We start from the raw sequence: 15,565 nt of genomic DNA, 5'->3' as shown, positions 1-15,565 counted from the left end.
CAATTCTCTTGTTGTAAGTGTTCCCAACTCCCCTACTGACCAGTAAATACCGTGGGTAACACCGATATCCGGGGAGGCGTCCATGGCACGTGCCCGCACGAAACCCATGCTCAGATCTACCTTCGCCGCCGTCGCGGCGTTCGCGGCCGCCCTGGGGGGCGTCACCGCCGGCACCCCCATGGCCCAGGCGGCCACCACCTCCGGGGTCGTCACGCCCCTCTCGCCCGAACTGGAGGCGATCCGCGCCGCCGAAGCCGTCAAGATCTACGGCGACCCCGCCGTGCGCCCCCAGGCCGACCGCAGGACCGGCCTGATCTCGCTGGGCGACAGCGAGATCTCCGGCGAGGGCGTCGGCAACTACGACCCGGCGACCAACACGCCGAACAACCAGTGCCACCGCTCGCCCGACGCCGCGATCCACCGCACCGGCATCCCGGCCGACCTCACCTTCAACGTCGCCTGCTCCGGCGGCTACACCGGCAACATCAGGATCGGCGGCAGCAAGCAGTACGCCGACGAACTGGTGCAGAGCGACAGCCTCGCCATCAAGGCCCGCAACACCAGGATCAAGATGGTCCTGCTGGTCGCAGGGGCCAACGACGACCTGCAGTTCGGCCCGGTCATGACCGACTGCGTCACCCGCTGGATCCTCAGCCAGGGCACCTGCGAGCCCAAGTACGCCCCCGGCTGGCAGGCCCGCGTCGACGGCCTGAGGCCCAAGGTGGAAGCGACGGTCGCGGACCTCAGGACGGTCATGCGCGACGCCGGCTACGCCGACGCCGACTACAAGCTCGTCGTGATGGGCTACCCCAGCCCCATCGGCCCCGACTTCCACGACAACCCGAACTTCCCCGGGAAGCTGCCCGGAGGCTGCGCCGGCTACGACTCGGACGCCACCTGGGGCCGCAACTACGCCGTCCCCACCTTCGAGAAGGGCATGCGCGCCGCGGCCCTGGCCTCCGGCGCGATCTACCTCGACAACTCGCGGCTCTTCCACGGCCACGAGGTCTGCATGGAGGACACCTGGGCCCGCGGGCTCTACCTGGACCTCGGGGACCACTTCCCTTGGGACGAGAACACCGCCCGCCAGTCCTTCCACCCCAACTACCGCGGCCACGGGGCCTTCGCGTCCTGCCTGACCCAGCTCTACGACTCGGGCCTGCGCGAGGCCTCCTGCGCCGACCCCGCGAGCACCGGCAGGCCCGTCCTCCAGGCCGGCGCCTGGGACGACAGGTTCACACCGCTCAGGAACCAGGCCACCGGCAACTGCCTCGACTCCTTCGGCGGCTCCAGCGCCAACGAGACGAAGATCGTCGGCTGGGACTGCCACGGCGGCCGCAACCAGGGCTGGTGGTACGACACCGCCCGCAAGTCCGTCCACATCGAACTGACCCAGGACCGCTGCCTCGACGCCCCCGGCGCCAACTACGGCTCCGGCACCGGCCTGATCATCTGGAACTGCCACGGCGGAGCCAACCAGCAGTTCGTCCGCGACGGCGCCACCCTGCGCCCCGCCGCCGCCCCCGGCATGTGCCTGACCGTGGCCGCCGCCCACGAACCGCTGCGCCTGCAGAGCTGCAACGGATCCGCGCACCAGCGCTTCACATAACCGCCCCGCACCACCAGACCCCCCACGCCCGGCCGGCGCACCCCGGCCGGGTGTTCCCGTGGCCGTGGCCGTAGCCCTCGCGGCAGCGGTCACAGGGAGTCCAGGTACACCCGCACCTCGCGCGGCCGGTTGGTGATCAGGGTGTCCACGCCGAGCCGCACGCACAGCTCCACGTCCTCCGGCTCGTCGACCGTCCACACCCGCACCCGCAGCCCCTTGGCCTTCAGCCGCCCCACCAGCCCCGGATCCTTGCGCACCAGGTCGATACCCGGCCCGGCATGCCCCGCGAACGGCGGCCGGAACGGCCGCAGCCGCCGCTCGATCAGGTAGACGGCGGGCAGACCGGGCGCCAGCCGGTTCAGCCTGATCAGGGCGTTGCGCGAGAAGCTCATCACCTCGACCAGGCCCGCCGAGCCGTCCGCCAGCCCGTGGTCCCCCAGGACCCGTACGAGCTCGGCCTCCAGGCGGCCACCGGCACGGGTGGGGTGCTTGGTCTCCACGGCCAGCCCGACGGGCCGGCCGGCTGCCAGCGCCTCCTTCAGCAGGTCCTCGAAGAGCAGCACCTGCGCCCCGTGGTGCTCCTCGCCCTTCCACCTGCCGAAGTCCAGGGCGGACAGTTCCTCGTACGTCATCTCCGACACCACCCCGCGCCCGTCGGAGGTCCGCTCCACCCGCCGGTCGTGGACGCAGACCAGCTTGCGGTCGGCGGTCAGCCGTACGTCGCATTCGAGGGCGTCGGCACCGTCCGCGATGGCCTGCCGGTAGGCGGCCAGCGTGTGCTCGGGGTGCTCGTGGGAGGCCCCGCGATGGGCGACGACCCGGACGGCGCGGTCGGTGCGGAGGTGCGTGTGCGTCATGCCCCCGACGTTATCCGCATGCGCCCGACGCCCCGGTACCGCATGCTGCCCGGATGGCGGAACAGCAGATGTACGCGGTCCTGCACTGCGAGCCCTGTGAGGAATGCGTCCGGGAGGAATGGCAGTCCATCGTGGACGGCGAGCTGCGCCGGGAGGCCTACGAAGCCTGCACGCGCCACCCCTTCCAGGCCTGCGAGCGCGGCCGGGGCGTCCCCCCGCCCTGGATCCGGGAGCGCGTCCTCGCCCGGGAGGGCACCGTCCGCCTGCCCGTCGGCGGGCCCGACGGGGTGCCGATCGCGCTGCTGCGCCGGGTGTACGGGCTCAGCATCGCCGAGGTCGTCGCCGCGCGGGCGGAGGGGTACCGGGCCACCCCCGTAGAGGCCCGGTACCTCACGGCCGCGGCGCCGTGACTACGGCTGAGGCTTCGGCCGGGGGGCCAGCGGGGCCGGGGTGACCTTGTAGCCGCCCTTGGTGACCTCGGTGAAGGGCGCCGGGGCCATGCAGGTGCCCACCGTCGGCTGGGCGACCGAGCCGTCGGGCTTCGCGTCGACGTTCACGATGCCCCACGAGAAGCCGACGCGGTCGGGCCCGCCGCGCTCGCCGTCCTGGACGCTGAGGCCGATCCGCCTGCCCACCCAGCCGTCGACGTTCGCGCTCTTGACCACCGCGGTGACCGTCGCCGTCCTGCCGCCCGTCACCAAGCAGTCCACCTCGGCCTCGGCGACGGCGGTGAAGTTCTCTTCCGGCATCGCGTGGTAGACGGTCACCCGGCCGCGTGCGTCCGTCGGCAGGCCCTGCTCCAGGTTCTCGCCCTTCAGGGGCCTGCTCCACGGCACCGACTCGGCGTCGACCGTGAAGCGGATGTCGTGCGAGGCGGGCACGTAGGGGTAGTGCACCGTGCCGCCGCCGTGCACCGAGGCGACCTTCGGCGCGGCCGGGGCCGCCGGCGCGGGGGCGGCCGCCATCAGGGTGCCCAGCAGGGCGGCGGATCCGGCGACAGCCAGGGCGCGCGTGCGGTTCTTCATCGTGAACTCCCTTGCTCCAAAGCGATTTTGGTTACGGGAAGAGCCTCGTCGTCCGACGCCCCCGGCTCCATCTGCCGATCGGCACAAACGCCCGAGGGGTCCTCTGCCGATCGGCAGAGGACCCCTCGTCGCAAGAGCGGTGCTACAGGCCCGGACCGCGCACCGGAATGTGGGTGAACGTCGGCTCGGGGGCCGGATTCTGGAAGAAGTCGTTGCCCTTGTCGTCCACCACGATGAAGGCCGGGAAGTCCTCGACCTCGATCTTCCAGACGGCCTCCATGCCGAGCTCCTCGTACTCCAGGACCTCGACCTTCTTGATGCAGTCCTGGGCCAGGCGGGCCGCGGGGCCGCCGATCGAGCCCAGGTAGAAGCCGCCGTGCGCGCCGCACGCGTCCGTCACCTGCTGCGAGCGGTTGCCCTTGGCCAGCATGACCTTCGAGCCGCCCGCCGCCTGGAACTGCTCCACGTAGGAGTCCATGCGGCCGGCCGTGGTCGGGCCGAAGGAGCCCGACGCGTAGCCCTCGGGGGTCTTCGCGGGGCCGGCGTAGTAGACCGGGTGGTCCTTCAGGTACTGCGGCATCTCCGCGCCCGAGTCCAGCAGTTCCTTGATCTTGGCGTGCGCGATGTCGCGCGCCACGACCAGCGGGCCGGTCAGCGACAGGCGGGTCTTGACCGGGTGCTTGGTCAGGGTCGCCAGGATGTCGTCCATCGGCTGGTTCAGGTCGATGGAGACGACGTCCGAGGCCTCCGACAGGTGCTCGTCCGTGGTCTCCGGCAGGAAGCGCGCCGGGTCCGTCTCCAGCTGCTCCAGGAAGACGCCCTCGGCGGTGATCTTCGCGGTGGCCTGGCGGTCCGCCGAGCAGGACACGGCGATCGCGACGGGCAGGGAGGCGCCGTGGCGGGGCAGGCGCACGACGCGGACGTCGTGGCAGAAGTACTTGCCGCCGAACTGCGCGCCGATGCCGATCTTCTGGGTCAGCTCGAAGACCTGCTGCTCCAGGGCCTCGTCGCGGAAGCCGTGGCCCAGCGGCGAGCCCTCACGGGGCAGCTCGTCCAGGTAGTGCGCGGAGGCGTACTTGGCGGTCTTGAGCGCGTGCTCGGCGGAGGTGCCGCCGACCACGATCGCCAGGTGGTAGGGCGGGCAGGCCGCCGTACCGAGCGAGCGGATCTTCTCCTCCAGGAACTTCATCATGGAGGCCTCGTTGAGGACCGCCTTCGTCTCCTGGTAGAGGAAGGACTTGTTGGCCGAGCCGCCGCCCTTGGCCATGAAGAGGAACTTGTACGCGCCGCCGTCGGTCGCGTACAGCTCGATCTGCGCGGGCAGGTTCGAGCCGGTGTTCTTCTCCTCCCACATGGTGATCGGGGCCATCTGCGAGTAGCGCAGGTTCAGCCGCGTGTAGGCGTCGTAGATGCCGCGCGAGAGCGCCGCCTCGTCCCCGCCCTCGGTCAGCACGTTCTGGCCGCGCTTGCCCATGACGATCGCCGTGCCCGTGTCCTGGCACATCGGCAGGACGCCGGCCGCCGCGATGTTCGCGTTCTTGAGGAGGTCGAGCGCCACGAACTTGTCGTTCGAGGAGGCCTCGGGGTCGTCGATGATCCGGCGCAGCTGCGCGAGGTGCGCGGGGCGCAGGAAGTGCTGGATGTCGTGGATGGCCTCCTCGGCGAGCTTGCGCAGCGCCTCCGGCTCGACCTTGAGGAACGTACGGCCGTCAGCCTCGAAGGTGGACACACCCTCGGCGGTCACCAGCCGGTAGGGGGTGGTGTCCTCACCCAGGGGCAGCAGGTCGGTGTACGCGAACTCCGGCATTGGGGCCATTCCTCACTCGGCAGACAGCACTGACGACCAAATTGGCAGCGCAGTCCACCAGCGTAGAACCTCCCGCCCGGCGTGTGTTTGTGAGGTAAGGCTCAGTCGGCCGGACTCGGTAGTATCGCGATCTATCGTGTCTCGCTATGCTGGCGTCGTGGACCTGGAAAAGCACCCCGCCGCCCCCGCCCCCGCGCCCGGCCCCGCCGCGCTGCGCGCCTCCGACGCCGACCGGGACCGGATCGCGCAGATCCTCGGCGATGCCCTCGCCGAAGGCAGGCTGACCGCCGAGGAGCACTCCGAGCGCCTGGACACGCTGTATGCGGTCAAGACCGTCGGCGAGCTGGAACAGCTCGTACGGGATCTGCCCGCGCCCGGCGGCGTCCACACCCCGGTCGCGTCCGCGTACGCGGGGGCCGCCGGCCCGGCCGCCGAGACCATCGTCGCCGTGTGCAGCAGCTCCAGCCGCAAGGGCCGCTGGCGGCCGGGCGCGCACACCCGCGCGGTCTCGGTGATGGGCGACATCACCATCGACCTCACCCAGGCGGTCTTCGAGCAGCAGGTCACCGAGATCAACGTGACGTGCGTCCTCGGCAACGTCGAGGTCCTGGTCCCGGAGAACGTCACCCTGCGCGGCTACGGCAGCGGGGTCCTCGGCAACTTCGAGGTGCGCGGCGAGGGCCGCGGCGAGACCGACCCGCAGGCGCCGGTGGTGATCGTCCGGGGCTTCTCCCTGCTCGGCAACATCGAGGCGCGGCCCAAGCTGGGCGCCCGCCTGGTCGACCTGGCGCGCAAGCTGCGCAAGCACCTCGACGGCTGAGACGGCGGCCGGGGGCGGGGCGGCGGCGCATCCGGATGCGGAGGGTCTCGTTTCGGACGAACCCCGGGCGCCCGGTGGCACCCAGTGCATAGGGGCGCGTACAGCGGGTAGGGACAGGTGCGTCGTCTCTCGCTCACGTATACGTCGTCAGGAGTAGACCGTGCCGCATCCGCCGCATCAGTCCCTGCAGGTAGCCGCCGTGAAGAGCCTTCAGGGTCCTGGGGCACGCCCATCGGCCGTGCCGCAGCCGCGGGTGCCGGCCAGGGCGGAGGACGGCCCCTGGCACGCGGAGGCGGTGTGTCGCCGCGACGAGGCGGGCCTGTTCTTCGCGCCGTCCAAGGAGCCCACCGCCGCCCGCCTCTCCCGCGAGGACGCCGCCAAGCGGGTCTGCGCCCGCTGCCCGGTGATGGTCGCCTGCCGTGAGCACGCGCTGCTCCAGCCCGAGCCGTACGGGGTCTGGGGCGGGCTCACCGCGGCCGAGCGCCGGGTGGTACTGGCCCGGATGCGGCGCCGTTCCGCCGAGCTGCGGCAGGCCCCCGGCGCGGGTTCCATAGCCGCGGCGGGCTGAGCCGGTCGTCCCTGCCGGCCGAGCCGGTCGCCGACCGGGCGGGCCGCGGTCCGCGTCGCACGTCATGGACGGCCATGGATGGCCATGGATGGCCATGGACCGCCACGGACGGTCGGTGGGCAGCCACGGGCGCCCTCGGCGTCCCCCGCCCTCCATGCCTCGTACGCGGACACGCGAGAGGGGCGGTCACCCCCGCACAGGGTGACCGCCCCTCTCGCGTTGTGCCCCCGCCTGCTACTGGGCGCGGTCGAAGTCGATCGCGCTGTACGCGCGCAGCTTCGACAGGCGGTGCGTGGAGTCGATCTTCCGGATGGTGCCGGACTTGGAGCGCATGACCAGCGAGGACGTCGTCGCGGTCTCCGAGCGGTAGTGCACGCCGCGCAGCAGCTCGCCGTCGGTGATGCCGGTGGCGACGAAGAAGACGTTGTCGCCCGAGACCAGGTCGGTCGTGGTGAGCACGCGGTCCAGGTCGTGTCCGGCGTCGAGGGCCTTCTGGCGCTCGGCGTCGTCCTTCGGCCACAGCTTGCCCTGGATCACGCCGCCCAGGCACTTGATCGCGCAGGCCGAGATGATGCCCTCGGGGGTACCGCCGATGCCGAGGAGCAGGTCCACGCCGGTGCCCTCGCGGGCGGCCATGATGGAGCCGGCGACATCACCGTCGGAGATGAACTTGATGCGCGCGCCGGTCTCGCGGATCTCCCGGACGATGCCCTCGTGGCGGGGGCGGTCCAGGATGACGACCGTGACGTCCTCGGCGTGCATGCCCTTGGCCTTGGCGACCCGGCGGATGTTCACCGAGACCGGGGCGTTGATGTCGACGAAGTCGGCGGCCTCGGGGCCGGTGACCAGCTTGTCCATGTAGAACACGGCGGACGGGTCGAACATCGTGCCGCGGTCGGCGGCCGCCAGGACGGCGATGGCGTTCGGCATGCCCTTGGCGTTCAGGGTGGTGCCGTCGATCGGGTCGACGGCGATGTCGACCTCGGCACCCGTGCCGTCGCCGACCTGCTCCCCGTTGAAGAGCATCGGGGCTTCGTCCTTCTCGCCCTCGCCGATGACGACGACGCCGTTCATCGAGACGGTGGAGATCAGGGTCCTCATCGCGTTGACCGCGGCGCCGTCCGCGCCGATCTTGTCGCCGCGGCCGACCCACCGGCCGGCGGCCATGGCGGCCGCCTCGGTGACCCGTACGAGTTCGAGCGCGAGGTTGCGGTCGGGGGCCTCCGGAGAGACTTCGAGCTGGGGCGGCAGGTTGTGCTCGGTCATCGGAGCGCACCTTTCTGTACGGCGACGGCCGGGAAGTGAGGGTGCTGGAACTCTATCGGTACGTCGACATATTGAGCAGGGCGGGTCACGTATGAGCGGAATATCGGTCATTCGATTGTCCTGAGCGGACGCCTTGCGCCCGGGCGGGGCACCGGGCGGCGCCGGGCCGGAGCGGGTGGGGCGAGTCAAGGGTGCGCCGCGCGCCGCGCCCGCGCGACCCCGGCGGTGATCGCCCCCCGGTGATGCGGGACGATGGTGCCGTGGCAGGTATGAAAGGCAAGCAGACGATCTGGGACATGGTCCGGTCGCTGGCGGTGATCGGCGTCGTCGTCGCCGGGATCTACCTCTTCGTCCCGCATGACGACAAGGCCGATCCCACGCGCACGGTCGACTACCGGGTGGAGACCATCACGGCCCGGCGCGCGGCCCCGTACCCGGTGGCCGCCCCCGTGGGCCTCCCGGAGCAGTGGCGCGCGACCTCGGTGACGTACGAGCGCAAGAAGGCCGACGCCTGGCACCTGGGCTTCCTCGACCCGGAGCAGCAGTACGTCGCGGTCGAGCAGTCCACCGACACCTCCGTGAAGTACCTGGAGCGGGTCACCCACAAGGCCACGGCCTCCGGGCAGACGCAGCAGGTCGGCGACACGGCCTGGGAACGCTGGGACGGCGAGAAGTACGACGCCCTCGTGCGGCGGGAGCAGGGCTACGTCACGGTGGTGACCGGCACCGCCTCGTTCGAGCAGCTCGGCACGTTGGCGGCGTCGCTGGAGTTCAAGCAGGGCCGCTAGGGGGTCCGACGGCCCGGTCCCCGGTGGCCGTGGCCCCGTCCTCGTCGGCCCGGTCCCCGGTGGCCGTGGCCCCGTCCTCGTCGGCCCGGCCCTCGCCGGCCATGAACCGCCAGACGAGGGCGTGCCCCAGCGCGATCAGGCCGATCAGCATCAGCGCTTCGGCCTGGATCGGCCGCAGCCCGAACGGCTCGGCGAGCTCGGGGAAGGCCCCGACCACCGCGATCAGGGCGTAGAGCACTGCGGCGGCGGCCTGCTGCCAGATGAGGAACCGGTCGCCGCGCGCCCGGGCCAGCAGCCGCAGGGTGCAGACGCAGCCGACCACCGCGAGGACGACGAAGGCCGCCCGCCAGACCTGCGGCTGCTCGGTGCCGCCGATCTGGGCGAACAGGCCCATCAGGGCGGGCAGCAGGAACGACAGGTAGATCCCGCCGACGACGCGCCGCAGGGCGGGGTCGCGCATCCAGTCGTGGTGGCTCTGGACGACGTTCCACCACAGGCCGACCAGGGTGAAGCAGGTGGCGGAGAACAGGGCGTAGAAGGTGCTGACGTCCATGGACGACGAGGGTGGCAGCAATCGCGTCCGCCGCGCCCGTCCCACGCCGTCGCCGCCCCGGATCCGCCGGTACGGACCAGACGGGCGGGCGGGGCCGACGGGGCCGACGGGCGTACGGCCGGCCGGCCGGACGTACGCGAAGGGCCGTGGCCCCCGGTGATCCGGGGGCCACGGCCCGTTCCGCGTGCCTGCGGCGGCGCTCAGACGGTGGTGATGACCTCGTCGAAGGCCAGGCGCGGGGAGCGGTCGAACCAGGCACCCTCGGCGGCCGGCCTGCCGATGTTGATGACCATGATCGGGGTGTGGTCGGCGTCCAGGAACTCCTTCTGGATGCCGCCGAAGTCGGCGCCGGTCATCGGGCCCGCGGCCAGACCGGCGGCGCGGATGCCGATGATGAAGTAGGCGGCCTGCAGGGCGGAGTTCAGCAGGGCGGACTGCTCGCGGACCGGGCGCTCGGAGAAGAACGCGTCCTTGGCCGCCGGGAAGTGCGGGAACAGCTGCGGGAGCTCCTCGTGGAACTCGTTGTCCGCCGAGAGGATCGCGACCAGCGGGGCGGTCGCGGTCTTGGCGTCGTTGCCCGTGGCCATGTGCTTCACGAGGCGCTCGCGGGCCTCGGGGGAGCGGACCAGGGTGATGCGCAGCGGGGTCTGGTTGAAGGCGGTCGGGCCGAACTTCACCAGGTCGTAAATCGCCTGGACCTGCTCCTCGGTGACCGGCTCCTCGGAGAACGCGTTGGCGGTGCGGGCCTCGCGGAACAGCAGGTCCTGAGCGGCGGGGTCGAGAACGAGAGACATCGGGAAAGCCTTCTTCCATGCGGAGGTGAAGCGATGTCCATGACTTTACGGCCGAGATAGATGAATCTTCAACTAAATCGGCGTGCTCGTGATCGGGATCACTCCTCCTCGGCGGCCTCGCGCGCGGCCAGCGCCGAGTCCAGCCGGGCCCGGGCCCCCTCCAGCCAGTGCCGGCACACCTTCGCCAGCTCCTCACCGCGCTCCCAGAGCGCGAGGGAGTCCTCCAGCGAGGTCCCGCCGGCCTCCAGCTTGCGGACGACCTCGATGAGCTCGTCGCGGGCCTGCTCGTACCCCAGCGCCGTTCCGGCCTCTGTCATTCCCGTATCCATCCTCTGTGTGTCGTGCGACCGCGTGATTGCGGCCGTATGGCGCTACTGCGAAGCCTCGGCCGCCTCCGCGTCCTGCGGGGGGACCTCCACGGAGAACGTGCCCTCCGCGACCCTGGCGCGCAGCACCTCACCCGCCGACACCTCCTGCGGCGAGCGCACCACGTGACCGTCCGCCCGCTGCAGTACGGCGTACCCGCGCTCCAGCGTCGCGGCCGGCGACAGCGCCACCACCCGGGCCAGCGTGTGGGCGAGCTCCGAGTCCGCCCGGTCCAGCAGGTGCCCCAGCGTGCGCCTGCTGCGCGCCAGCAGCGCGTCCAGCTCGTCCTCCCGCATCTCCACCATGCGCTGCGGATGGACGAAGACCGGCCGGGCCAGGGCGTGCGCGAGCCCCCGCTCCTCCCGGTCGAGCAGGGAGTTCACCGCGCGCAGCCCCCGGCCCTGCAGCTGCCTCACCCGCTCCAGCTCCTCGCCGACGTCCGGGACCACCTTCTTCGCCGCGTCCGTGGGCGTGGACGCCCTCAGGTCGGCGACCAGGTCCAGCAGCGGGGAGTCCGGCTCGTGGCCGATCGCCGACACCACCGGGGTGCGGGCCGCGGCGACCGCCCGTACGACCTCCTCGTCGGAGAAGGGCAGCAGGTCCTCCACACTGCCGCCGCCGCGCGCCACGATGATCACGTCGACCTCGTCCAGGGCGTCGAGCTCCTTGACCGCCCGGACCACCTGCGGCACGGCGTGCACGCCCTGCACGGCGACGTTGCGCACCTCGAAGCGGACCGCCGGCCAGCGGCGCCGCGCGTTCTCCAGTACGTCGCGCTCGGCCGCCGAGGCCCGCCCGACCACCAGCCCGATCAGCTGCGGCAGGAACGGCAGCGGCTTCTTGCGTTCCAGGGCGAAGAGGCCCTCGGCAGCCAGGGACCGCTTGAGCCGCTCCAGCCGCGCCAGCAGCTCGCCGATGCCGACCGGCCTTATCTCCGTCGCCCGCAGGGACAGCTGCCCGCGCGGGGCGTACCACTCGGGCTTGGCCAGCAGGACGACCCGCGCGCCCTCCGACACGACGTCCGCGACCTCGTCGTAGACCTGGCGGAAGCAGGTCACGCTGACCGAGATGTCGTGCGAGGGGTCGCGCAGCGTCAGGAAGACCACCCCCGCTCCCGGCCGCCGCGAGAGCTGCGTGATCTGCCCCTCCACCCACACCTGGCCCAGGCGCTCGATCCAGCCCCCGATGAGCCGGGACACCTGACCCACCGGCAGCGGCGCCTCGGCCGACGTATTCAGACCCATGTGCGCAGGCTATCCGCCGCCGCCGACAGTGCGTCAGGCCCCGCCGCCGGTGTCGCCGGGCAGGTCCCGCCGGCCCCGCTGCGCGAAAAGCACCGCCAGGCCCACCGCCAGCCAGACCGCGCCCACCAGCTGGGCCGTCGGGGACGCCTCGACGATCACCGTGACGGTCACTGCCGCCCCGAGCACCGGGACGACGAGGTGCTTGCCCCAATTCGGCGGCCCCTCCCGGCGCCGGACCACGAACCAGCCCACCACCGAGGCGTGCAGCAGGGTGAAGGCCACCAGCGCCCCGACGTCCACCACCGACACCAGGTGGTCGAGCCCGTCGTCGCGCCGGGCCGCCCACACCGCGGCGACCAGCGTCACGGTCGCCGCCACCAGCAGGGCGGCCCGCGGGGTGCCGTCCGAGGTCCGCGCCAGCGCCCGCGGCAGCCGCCGCTCCCGGGCCATCGCGAACACCAGCCGGCCGGCCGCCGCCTGCCCCGCCAGGGCGGCGAAGGCCGCCCCGACCGCCTTGCTGATCGCCACCAGGTCGTGCAGCCAGAAGCCCACCGAGGCCTCCGCCGCGGTGTAGAAGGCCGGGCCCTGCCGCACCGGATCCGCCGCCAGCTCCGCCGCGGACACCGGCATCAGCAGCGCCGCCAGGTAGCTCTGGACGACGAACAGCGTCCCGGCCAGCGCCAGGCAGAACAGCAGCGCCCGCGCGACGCGCTCCGATCCGCCCGTCACCTCCTCGGCGAAGGAGGCGATGGCGTCGAAGCCGAGGTAGGACAGCACCGCCACCGACACCGCGCCCAGCACCGCGGCCGTGCTGAAGCCGAGCGAGCCGTCCCCGGTCAGCGGCGAGAGCCAGCCGCGCCGGGGGCCGTCCTGGACCAGCACGACCGCCGCGGCCACCACGAACACCAGCAGGACCAGCACCTCCATGACCAGCACGGCGAAACCCACCCGCGCGGCCGCCCGTACGCCCCACAGGTTGAGCGCGGTGGTCACCACGACGGCCAGGGCCGTCCACACCCACGGGGAGACCTCGGGAACCAGCGCGTTCATCGCGATCCCGGAGAAGAGGTACGCGACCGCCGGGATCAGCAGGTAGTCCAGCATCGCCATCCACCCGGCGATCAGCCCCGGCCCCTCGCCCAGACCCTTGCGGGCGTAGGTGAAGACCGAACCGGCCTGCGGGGCCACCCGCACCATCTGCGCGTAGGAGAAGGCCGTGAAGGCCATCGCGACGGTCGCCACGAGGTACACCAGCGCGACGGCGCCGTGCGACTTGGCGTCGAGCGTGCCGAAGACCCCGACCGGGGCCATCGGGGCGATGAACAGCAGCCCGTAGACGACCAAGTCCCGGAAGCCGAGACTGCGCCGCAGTGCCGCGGGCGCCGGGGCCCTGCCGGAATCCGTCGCGGACACCATCAGTCCTCCGGGTGACGGGTGGGACGTTCTCGGGACCCCGCTGCGGGACGTCGTCGCGGGACCTCCCGGCCAGTCTGTGCGCAGCGGGCGACGTTCGGCCTGCTGGAGACCCCCGTACGATGGAGGCTATGACTGCTCCTGCCCCTGCTCCCGCTTCCCGCCGTGTCCTGCTCGCCGCGCCCCGCGGCTACTGCGCGGGCGTGGACCGAGCCGTGATCGCCGTCGAGAAAGCCCTCGAGCAGTACGGGGCGCCGGTGTACGTCCGCCACGAGATCGTGCACAACAAGTACGTCGTCCAGACGCTGGAGCGGAAGGGCGCCATCTTCGTCGAGCGGACGGAGGAGGTGCCCGAGGGCAGCATCGTGATGTTCTCCGCGCACGGTGTGGCCCCCGTCGTGCACGAGGAGGCGGCGCGCGGCAAGCTCGCGACGATCGACGCCACCTGCCCGCTGGTCACCAAGGTGCACAAGGAAGCCATCCGGTACGCGAACGAGGACTTCGACATCCTCCTCATCGGCCACGAAGGTCACGAGGAGGTCATCGGCACCTCCGGCGAGGCCCCGGACCACATCACCATCGTCGACGGCCCGCACGACGTGGACAAGGTCACCGTCCGCGACGAGTCGAAGGTCGTCTGGCTCTCGCAGACCACGCTGTCGGTCGACGAGACCATGGAGACCGTCGACGCGCTGAAGACGAAGTTCCCGCTGCTCGTCTCGCCGCCGAGCGACGACATCTGCTACGCCACCTCGAACCGGCAGGCCGCCGTCAAGGTGATGGGCGCCGACTCCGACCTGGTCATCGTCGTCGGCTCGAAGAACTCCTCGAACTCGATCCGGCTGGTCGAGGTCGCCAAGGACGCCGGCGCGAAGGCCGCGCACCTCGTCGACTTCGCGAGCGAGATCGACGAGGCCTGGCTGGAGGGCGTCACCACCGTCGGCCTCACCTCGGGCGCCTCGGTGCCGGAGGTCCTGGTCGAGGAGGTCCTGGAGTGGCTCGCCGCGCGCGGCTACGCGGACGTGGAGATCGTCAAGACGGCGGAGGAGCACATCACCTTCTCCCTGCCCAAGGAGCTCCGCCGCGACCTGCGGGCCGAAGCCGCGGAACTGGTCGCCGACAAGTAACTCGTTTCGTACGGTATGTCCATGCAGATCTTCGGCGTGGACATCGGCGGATCAGGGATCAAGGGCGCTCCCGTGGACCTGGAGCGCGGCGACCTGGCTCAGGAGCGCCACAAGGTGCTGACACCGCAGCCGGCCACCCCCGACGGGGTGGCCGGCTGTGTCGTCGAGGTGGTGCGCCACTTCGACTGGGACGGCCCGGTCGGGGTGACCTTCCCCGGCGTGGTCACGGGCGGCGTCACCCGCACGGCGGCCAATATGGACAAGTCCTGGATCGGTGTCGACACGGCGGCGCTGCTCTCGCGCGAGCTCGGCGGCCGGCCCGTCACGGTGCTGAACGACGCGGACGCGGCGGGCGTCGCGGAGATGACGTACGGGGCCGGGCGCGGGCGGGGCGGCACGGTCCTCCTGCTCACCCTGGGCACGGGCATCGGGAGCGCCCTCTTCACGGACGGGCGGCTGGTCCCGAACACGGAGCTGGGCCACTTGGAGCTGAAGGGCCACGACGCGGAGACGCGGGCGTCGGTCAAGGCCAAGGAGGACGGGGACCTCACCTGGGAGCGCTGGGCGCACCGGCTGAGCAGGTACATGCAGCACGTGGAGATGCTCTTCTCCCCGGACCTCTTCGTCATCGGCGGCGGCGTCAGCCGCAAACCGGAGAAGTTCCTGCCCCTGATCGAGGGTGTGCGGGCCGAGATCGTCCCGGCCCGGCTGCAGAACAACGCGGGCATCGTCGGGGCGGCGATGGCGGCGAAGGGGTAGAGGAGCCGTACCGGCCGAGTGGTCAGGCGACGCGGCGGGGGAGGCGGCGCCGTCCGATGAGCACGGCCTTGCGGACCAGTGCGATGAGGGCGGCCACGAGCGTGCCCGCGTACAGCCAGCCGGCGTGCAGGGACAGCGCGGACACCAGCCCCATCAGCTGTCCGCCGAAGCCGCCGGAGCCGCCCGAGATGGGCCACACTCCCGCCGCGAAGGCGATGGGGACGCCGATCGGCGCGGTGATCAGGTCGGCCGGCCGGACCCAGAGCGCGGTGGCGGCTGCTACGGGCGGGAAGAGCAGCCCGTAGACGAACAGCGAGGAGCCGAAGAGCAGCCAGCAGATCCCGGCGACGAGCACCATGGCGGTGCACGCGAAGAGCCCGCCGCCCAGGCCGGTCAGCCGGGGGCGGGGCATCCGCCGCGCGGGCGCGGGCCGCGGGGTGCCGCCCCCCTGGGCGGGCACGCCCGTGGGCCGCGGGCCCCGGCGCTGGGCCGGGGGTCGCTGCGGGTGAGGGGCCGGTCGCGTCCTGTATTGCTCCACCCCACCAAATTAGGCGGGAGGGCGGCCGGAT

The 15,565-nt window shown here is 71.9% G+C and carries 16 protein-coding genes and 1 pseudogene; 7 read left to right on the top strand and 10 right to left on the bottom strand.

What is annotated here, in order from left to right; translation table 11 throughout:
- Positions 1 to 82 precede the first annotated feature (82 nt).
- Positions 83 to 1,609 carry a ricin-type beta-trefoil lectin domain protein gene (locus E6U81_RS31365; protein ID WP_136233418.1) on the top strand — a complete coding sequence of 509 codons (1,527 nt, stop codon included), beginning with the start codon at positions 83 to 85 and terminating at the stop codon, positions 1,607 to 1,609.
- 89 nt (positions 1,610 to 1,698) lie between these two features.
- Here E6U81_RS31365 and E6U81_RS31360 read toward each other — a convergent pair whose 3' ends face one another.
- Positions 1,699 to 2,466 carry a glycerophosphodiester phosphodiesterase family protein gene (locus E6U81_RS31360; RefSeq protein ID WP_136233417.1) on the bottom strand — a complete coding sequence of 256 codons (768 nt, stop codon included), beginning with the start codon at positions 2,464 to 2,466 and terminating at the stop codon, positions 1,699 to 1,701.
- Between the two features lie 53 nt (positions 2,467 to 2,519).
- Between E6U81_RS31360 and E6U81_RS31355 the strand changes: the two genes are divergently transcribed.
- Complete coding sequence (locus E6U81_RS31355) at positions 2,520 to 2,876, top strand: hypothetical protein (protein WP_136233416.1); 357 nt, start codon at positions 2,520 to 2,522, stop codon at positions 2,874 to 2,876.
- On the opposite strand, the gene E6U81_RS31350 is transcribed toward E6U81_RS31355, so the two are convergent.
- Both E6U81_RS31350 and E6U81_RS31345 read right to left on the bottom strand, forming a co-directional pair.
- The gene (locus tag E6U81_RS31350; RefSeq protein ID WP_136233415.1) at positions 2,877 to 3,491 is read right to left on the bottom strand and encodes a hypothetical protein; all 615 of its coding nucleotides are present in this window, start codon (positions 3,489 to 3,491) and stop codon (positions 2,877 to 2,879) included. It abuts the gene before it with no gap.
- Positions 3,492 to 3,633: 142 nt separating this feature from the next.
- Entirely contained in the window at positions 3,634 to 5,298 is a 1,665-nt protein-coding gene (locus E6U81_RS31345) for a fumarate hydratase (RefSeq protein WP_168714785.1), read from the bottom strand.
- 157 nt (positions 5,299 to 5,455) lie between these two features.
- Between E6U81_RS31345 and E6U81_RS31340 the strand changes: the two genes are divergently transcribed.
- Together E6U81_RS31340 and E6U81_RS31335 are read left to right on the top strand one after the other, a co-directional pair.
- Positions 5,456 to 6,118, top strand: a complete 663-nt coding sequence (locus E6U81_RS31340; protein WP_136233413.1) for a DUF1707 domain-containing protein — start codon at positions 5,456 to 5,458, stop codon at positions 6,116 to 6,118.
- Between the two features lie 199 nt (positions 6,119 to 6,317).
- Positions 6,318 to 6,686 (top strand): WhiB family transcriptional regulator, encoded by a 369-nt coding sequence (locus E6U81_RS31335; protein ID WP_136233412.1) that lies wholly within the window; start codon positions 6,318 to 6,320, stop codon positions 6,684 to 6,686.
- A 234-nt stretch (positions 6,687 to 6,920) separates the two neighbouring features.
- Here the strand turns inward: E6U81_RS31335 and glpX are convergent, their stop codons facing one another.
- Positions 6,921 to 7,952, bottom strand: coding sequence for a class II fructose-bisphosphatase (gene glpX, locus E6U81_RS31330; RefSeq protein WP_136233411.1), 1,032 nt, complete (start codon positions 7,950 to 7,952; stop codon positions 6,921 to 6,923).
- A 269-nt stretch (positions 7,953 to 8,221) separates the two neighbouring features.
- Between glpX and E6U81_RS31325 the strand changes: the two genes are divergently transcribed.
- Positions 8,222 to 8,740 (top strand): DUF4245 domain-containing protein, encoded by a 519-nt coding sequence (locus E6U81_RS31325; protein WP_240804122.1) that lies wholly within the window; start codon positions 8,222 to 8,224, stop codon positions 8,738 to 8,740.
- Positions 8,741 to 8,813: 73 nt separating this feature from the next.
- On the opposite strand, the pseudogene E6U81_RS31320 reads toward E6U81_RS31325, so the two are convergent.
- The 5 genes and pseudogenes from E6U81_RS31320 to E6U81_RS31300 all read right to left on the bottom strand — a co-directional run.
- Positions 8,814 to 9,293: pseudogene (locus E6U81_RS31320) on the bottom strand (hypothetical protein); the annotation flags it as partial.
- A gap of 200 nt (positions 9,294 to 9,493) precedes the next feature.
- Positions 9,494 to 10,087 carry a malonic semialdehyde reductase gene (locus tag E6U81_RS31315; RefSeq protein ID WP_136233409.1) on the bottom strand — a complete coding sequence of 198 codons (594 nt, stop codon included), beginning with the start codon at positions 10,085 to 10,087 and terminating at the stop codon, positions 9,494 to 9,496.
- Between the two features lie 98 nt (positions 10,088 to 10,185).
- Positions 10,186 to 10,404 (bottom strand): exodeoxyribonuclease VII small subunit, encoded by a 219-nt coding sequence (locus tag E6U81_RS31310; RefSeq protein WP_030850355.1) that lies wholly within the window; start codon positions 10,402 to 10,404, stop codon positions 10,186 to 10,188.
- A gap of 54 nt (positions 10,405 to 10,458) precedes the next feature.
- Complete coding sequence (xseA, locus tag E6U81_RS31305) at positions 10,459 to 11,697, bottom strand: exodeoxyribonuclease VII large subunit (RefSeq protein WP_136233408.1); 1,239 nt, start codon at positions 11,695 to 11,697, stop codon at positions 10,459 to 10,461.
- Positions 11,698 to 11,730: 33 nt separating this feature from the next.
- Positions 11,731 to 13,113: an APC family permease gene (locus E6U81_RS31300; RefSeq protein ID WP_136233407.1), complete on the bottom strand. Its 1,383-nt coding sequence runs from the start codon at positions 13,111 to 13,113 to the stop codon at positions 11,731 to 11,733.
- Between the two features lie 119 nt (positions 13,114 to 13,232).
- Between E6U81_RS31300 and E6U81_RS31295 the strand changes: the two genes are divergently transcribed.
- Complete coding sequence (locus E6U81_RS31295) at positions 13,233 to 14,237, top strand: 4-hydroxy-3-methylbut-2-enyl diphosphate reductase (RefSeq protein ID WP_206310059.1); 1,005 nt, start codon at positions 13,233 to 13,235, stop codon at positions 14,235 to 14,237.
- 21 nt (positions 14,238 to 14,258) lie between these two features.
- Positions 14,259 to 14,996 (top strand): polyphosphate--glucose phosphotransferase, encoded by a 738-nt coding sequence (gene ppgK / locus E6U81_RS31290; protein WP_136233405.1) that lies wholly within the window; start codon positions 14,259 to 14,261, stop codon positions 14,994 to 14,996.
- Between the two features lie 22 nt (positions 14,997 to 15,018).
- On the opposite strand, the gene E6U81_RS31285 is transcribed toward ppgK, so the two are convergent.
- The gene (locus E6U81_RS31285; RefSeq protein ID WP_346766187.1) at positions 15,019 to 15,456 is read right to left on the bottom strand and encodes a DUF6542 domain-containing protein; all 438 of its coding nucleotides are present in this window, start codon (positions 15,454 to 15,456) and stop codon (positions 15,019 to 15,021) included.
- Between the last annotated feature and the right edge of the window lie 109 nt (positions 15,457 to 15,565).

This window comes from Streptomyces sp. A0592, assembly GCF_004795115.1.
GTDB classification, from domain to species: Bacteria; Actinomycetota; Actinomycetes; order Streptomycetales; family Streptomycetaceae; genus Streptomyces; species Streptomyces erythrochromogenes.
Note: the sequence above shows the minus strand (reverse complement) of the source record. Positions and strands in the feature narration are given on the sequence as shown.

Excerpts from the sequence above, each read along its gene's own strand:
- E6U81_RS31300 (WP_136233407.1), bottom strand. The coding sequence starts at position 13,113 with ATGGTGTCCGCGACGGATTCCGGCAGGGCCCCGGCGCCCGCGGCACTG.
- ppgK (WP_136233405.1), top strand. The coding sequence starts at position 14,259 with ATGCAGATCTTCGGCGTGGACATCGGCGGATCAGGGATCAAGGGCGCT.
- xseA (WP_136233408.1), bottom strand. The coding sequence starts at position 11,697 with ATGGGTCTGAATACGTCGGCCGAGGCGCCGCTGCCGGTGGGTCAGGTG.
- E6U81_RS31360 (WP_136233417.1), bottom strand. The coding sequence starts at position 2,466 with ATGACGCACACGCACCTCCGCACCGACCGCGCCGTCCGGGTCGTCGCC.
- E6U81_RS31355 (WP_136233416.1), top strand. The coding sequence starts at position 2,520 with ATGGCGGAACAGCAGATGTACGCGGTCCTGCACTGCGAGCCCTGTGAG.
- E6U81_RS31350 (WP_136233415.1), bottom strand. The coding sequence starts at position 3,491 with ATGAAGAACCGCACGCGCGCCCTGGCTGTCGCCGGATCCGCCGCCCTG.
- E6U81_RS31365 (WP_136233418.1), top strand. The coding sequence starts at position 83 with ATGGCACGTGCCCGCACGAAACCCATGCTCAGATCTACCTTCGCCGCC.
- E6U81_RS31345 (WP_168714785.1), bottom strand. The coding sequence starts at position 5,298 with ATGCCGGAGTTCGCGTACACCGACCTGCTGCCCCTGGGTGAGGACACC.
- E6U81_RS31315 (WP_136233409.1), bottom strand. The coding sequence starts at position 10,087 with ATGTCTCTCGTTCTCGACCCCGCCGCTCAGGACCTGCTGTTCCGCGAG.
- E6U81_RS31325 (WP_240804122.1), top strand. The coding sequence starts at position 8,222 with ATGAAAGGCAAGCAGACGATCTGGGACATGGTCCGGTCGCTGGCGGTG.
- E6U81_RS31295 (WP_206310059.1), top strand. The coding sequence starts at position 13,233 with ATGGAGGCTATGACTGCTCCTGCCCCTGCTCCCGCTTCCCGCCGTGTC.
- E6U81_RS31310 (WP_030850355.1), bottom strand. The coding sequence starts at position 10,404 with ATGACAGAGGCCGGAACGGCGCTGGGGTACGAGCAGGCCCGCGACGAG.
- glpX (WP_136233411.1), bottom strand. The coding sequence starts at position 7,952 with ATGACCGAGCACAACCTGCCGCCCCAGCTCGAAGTCTCTCCGGAGGCC.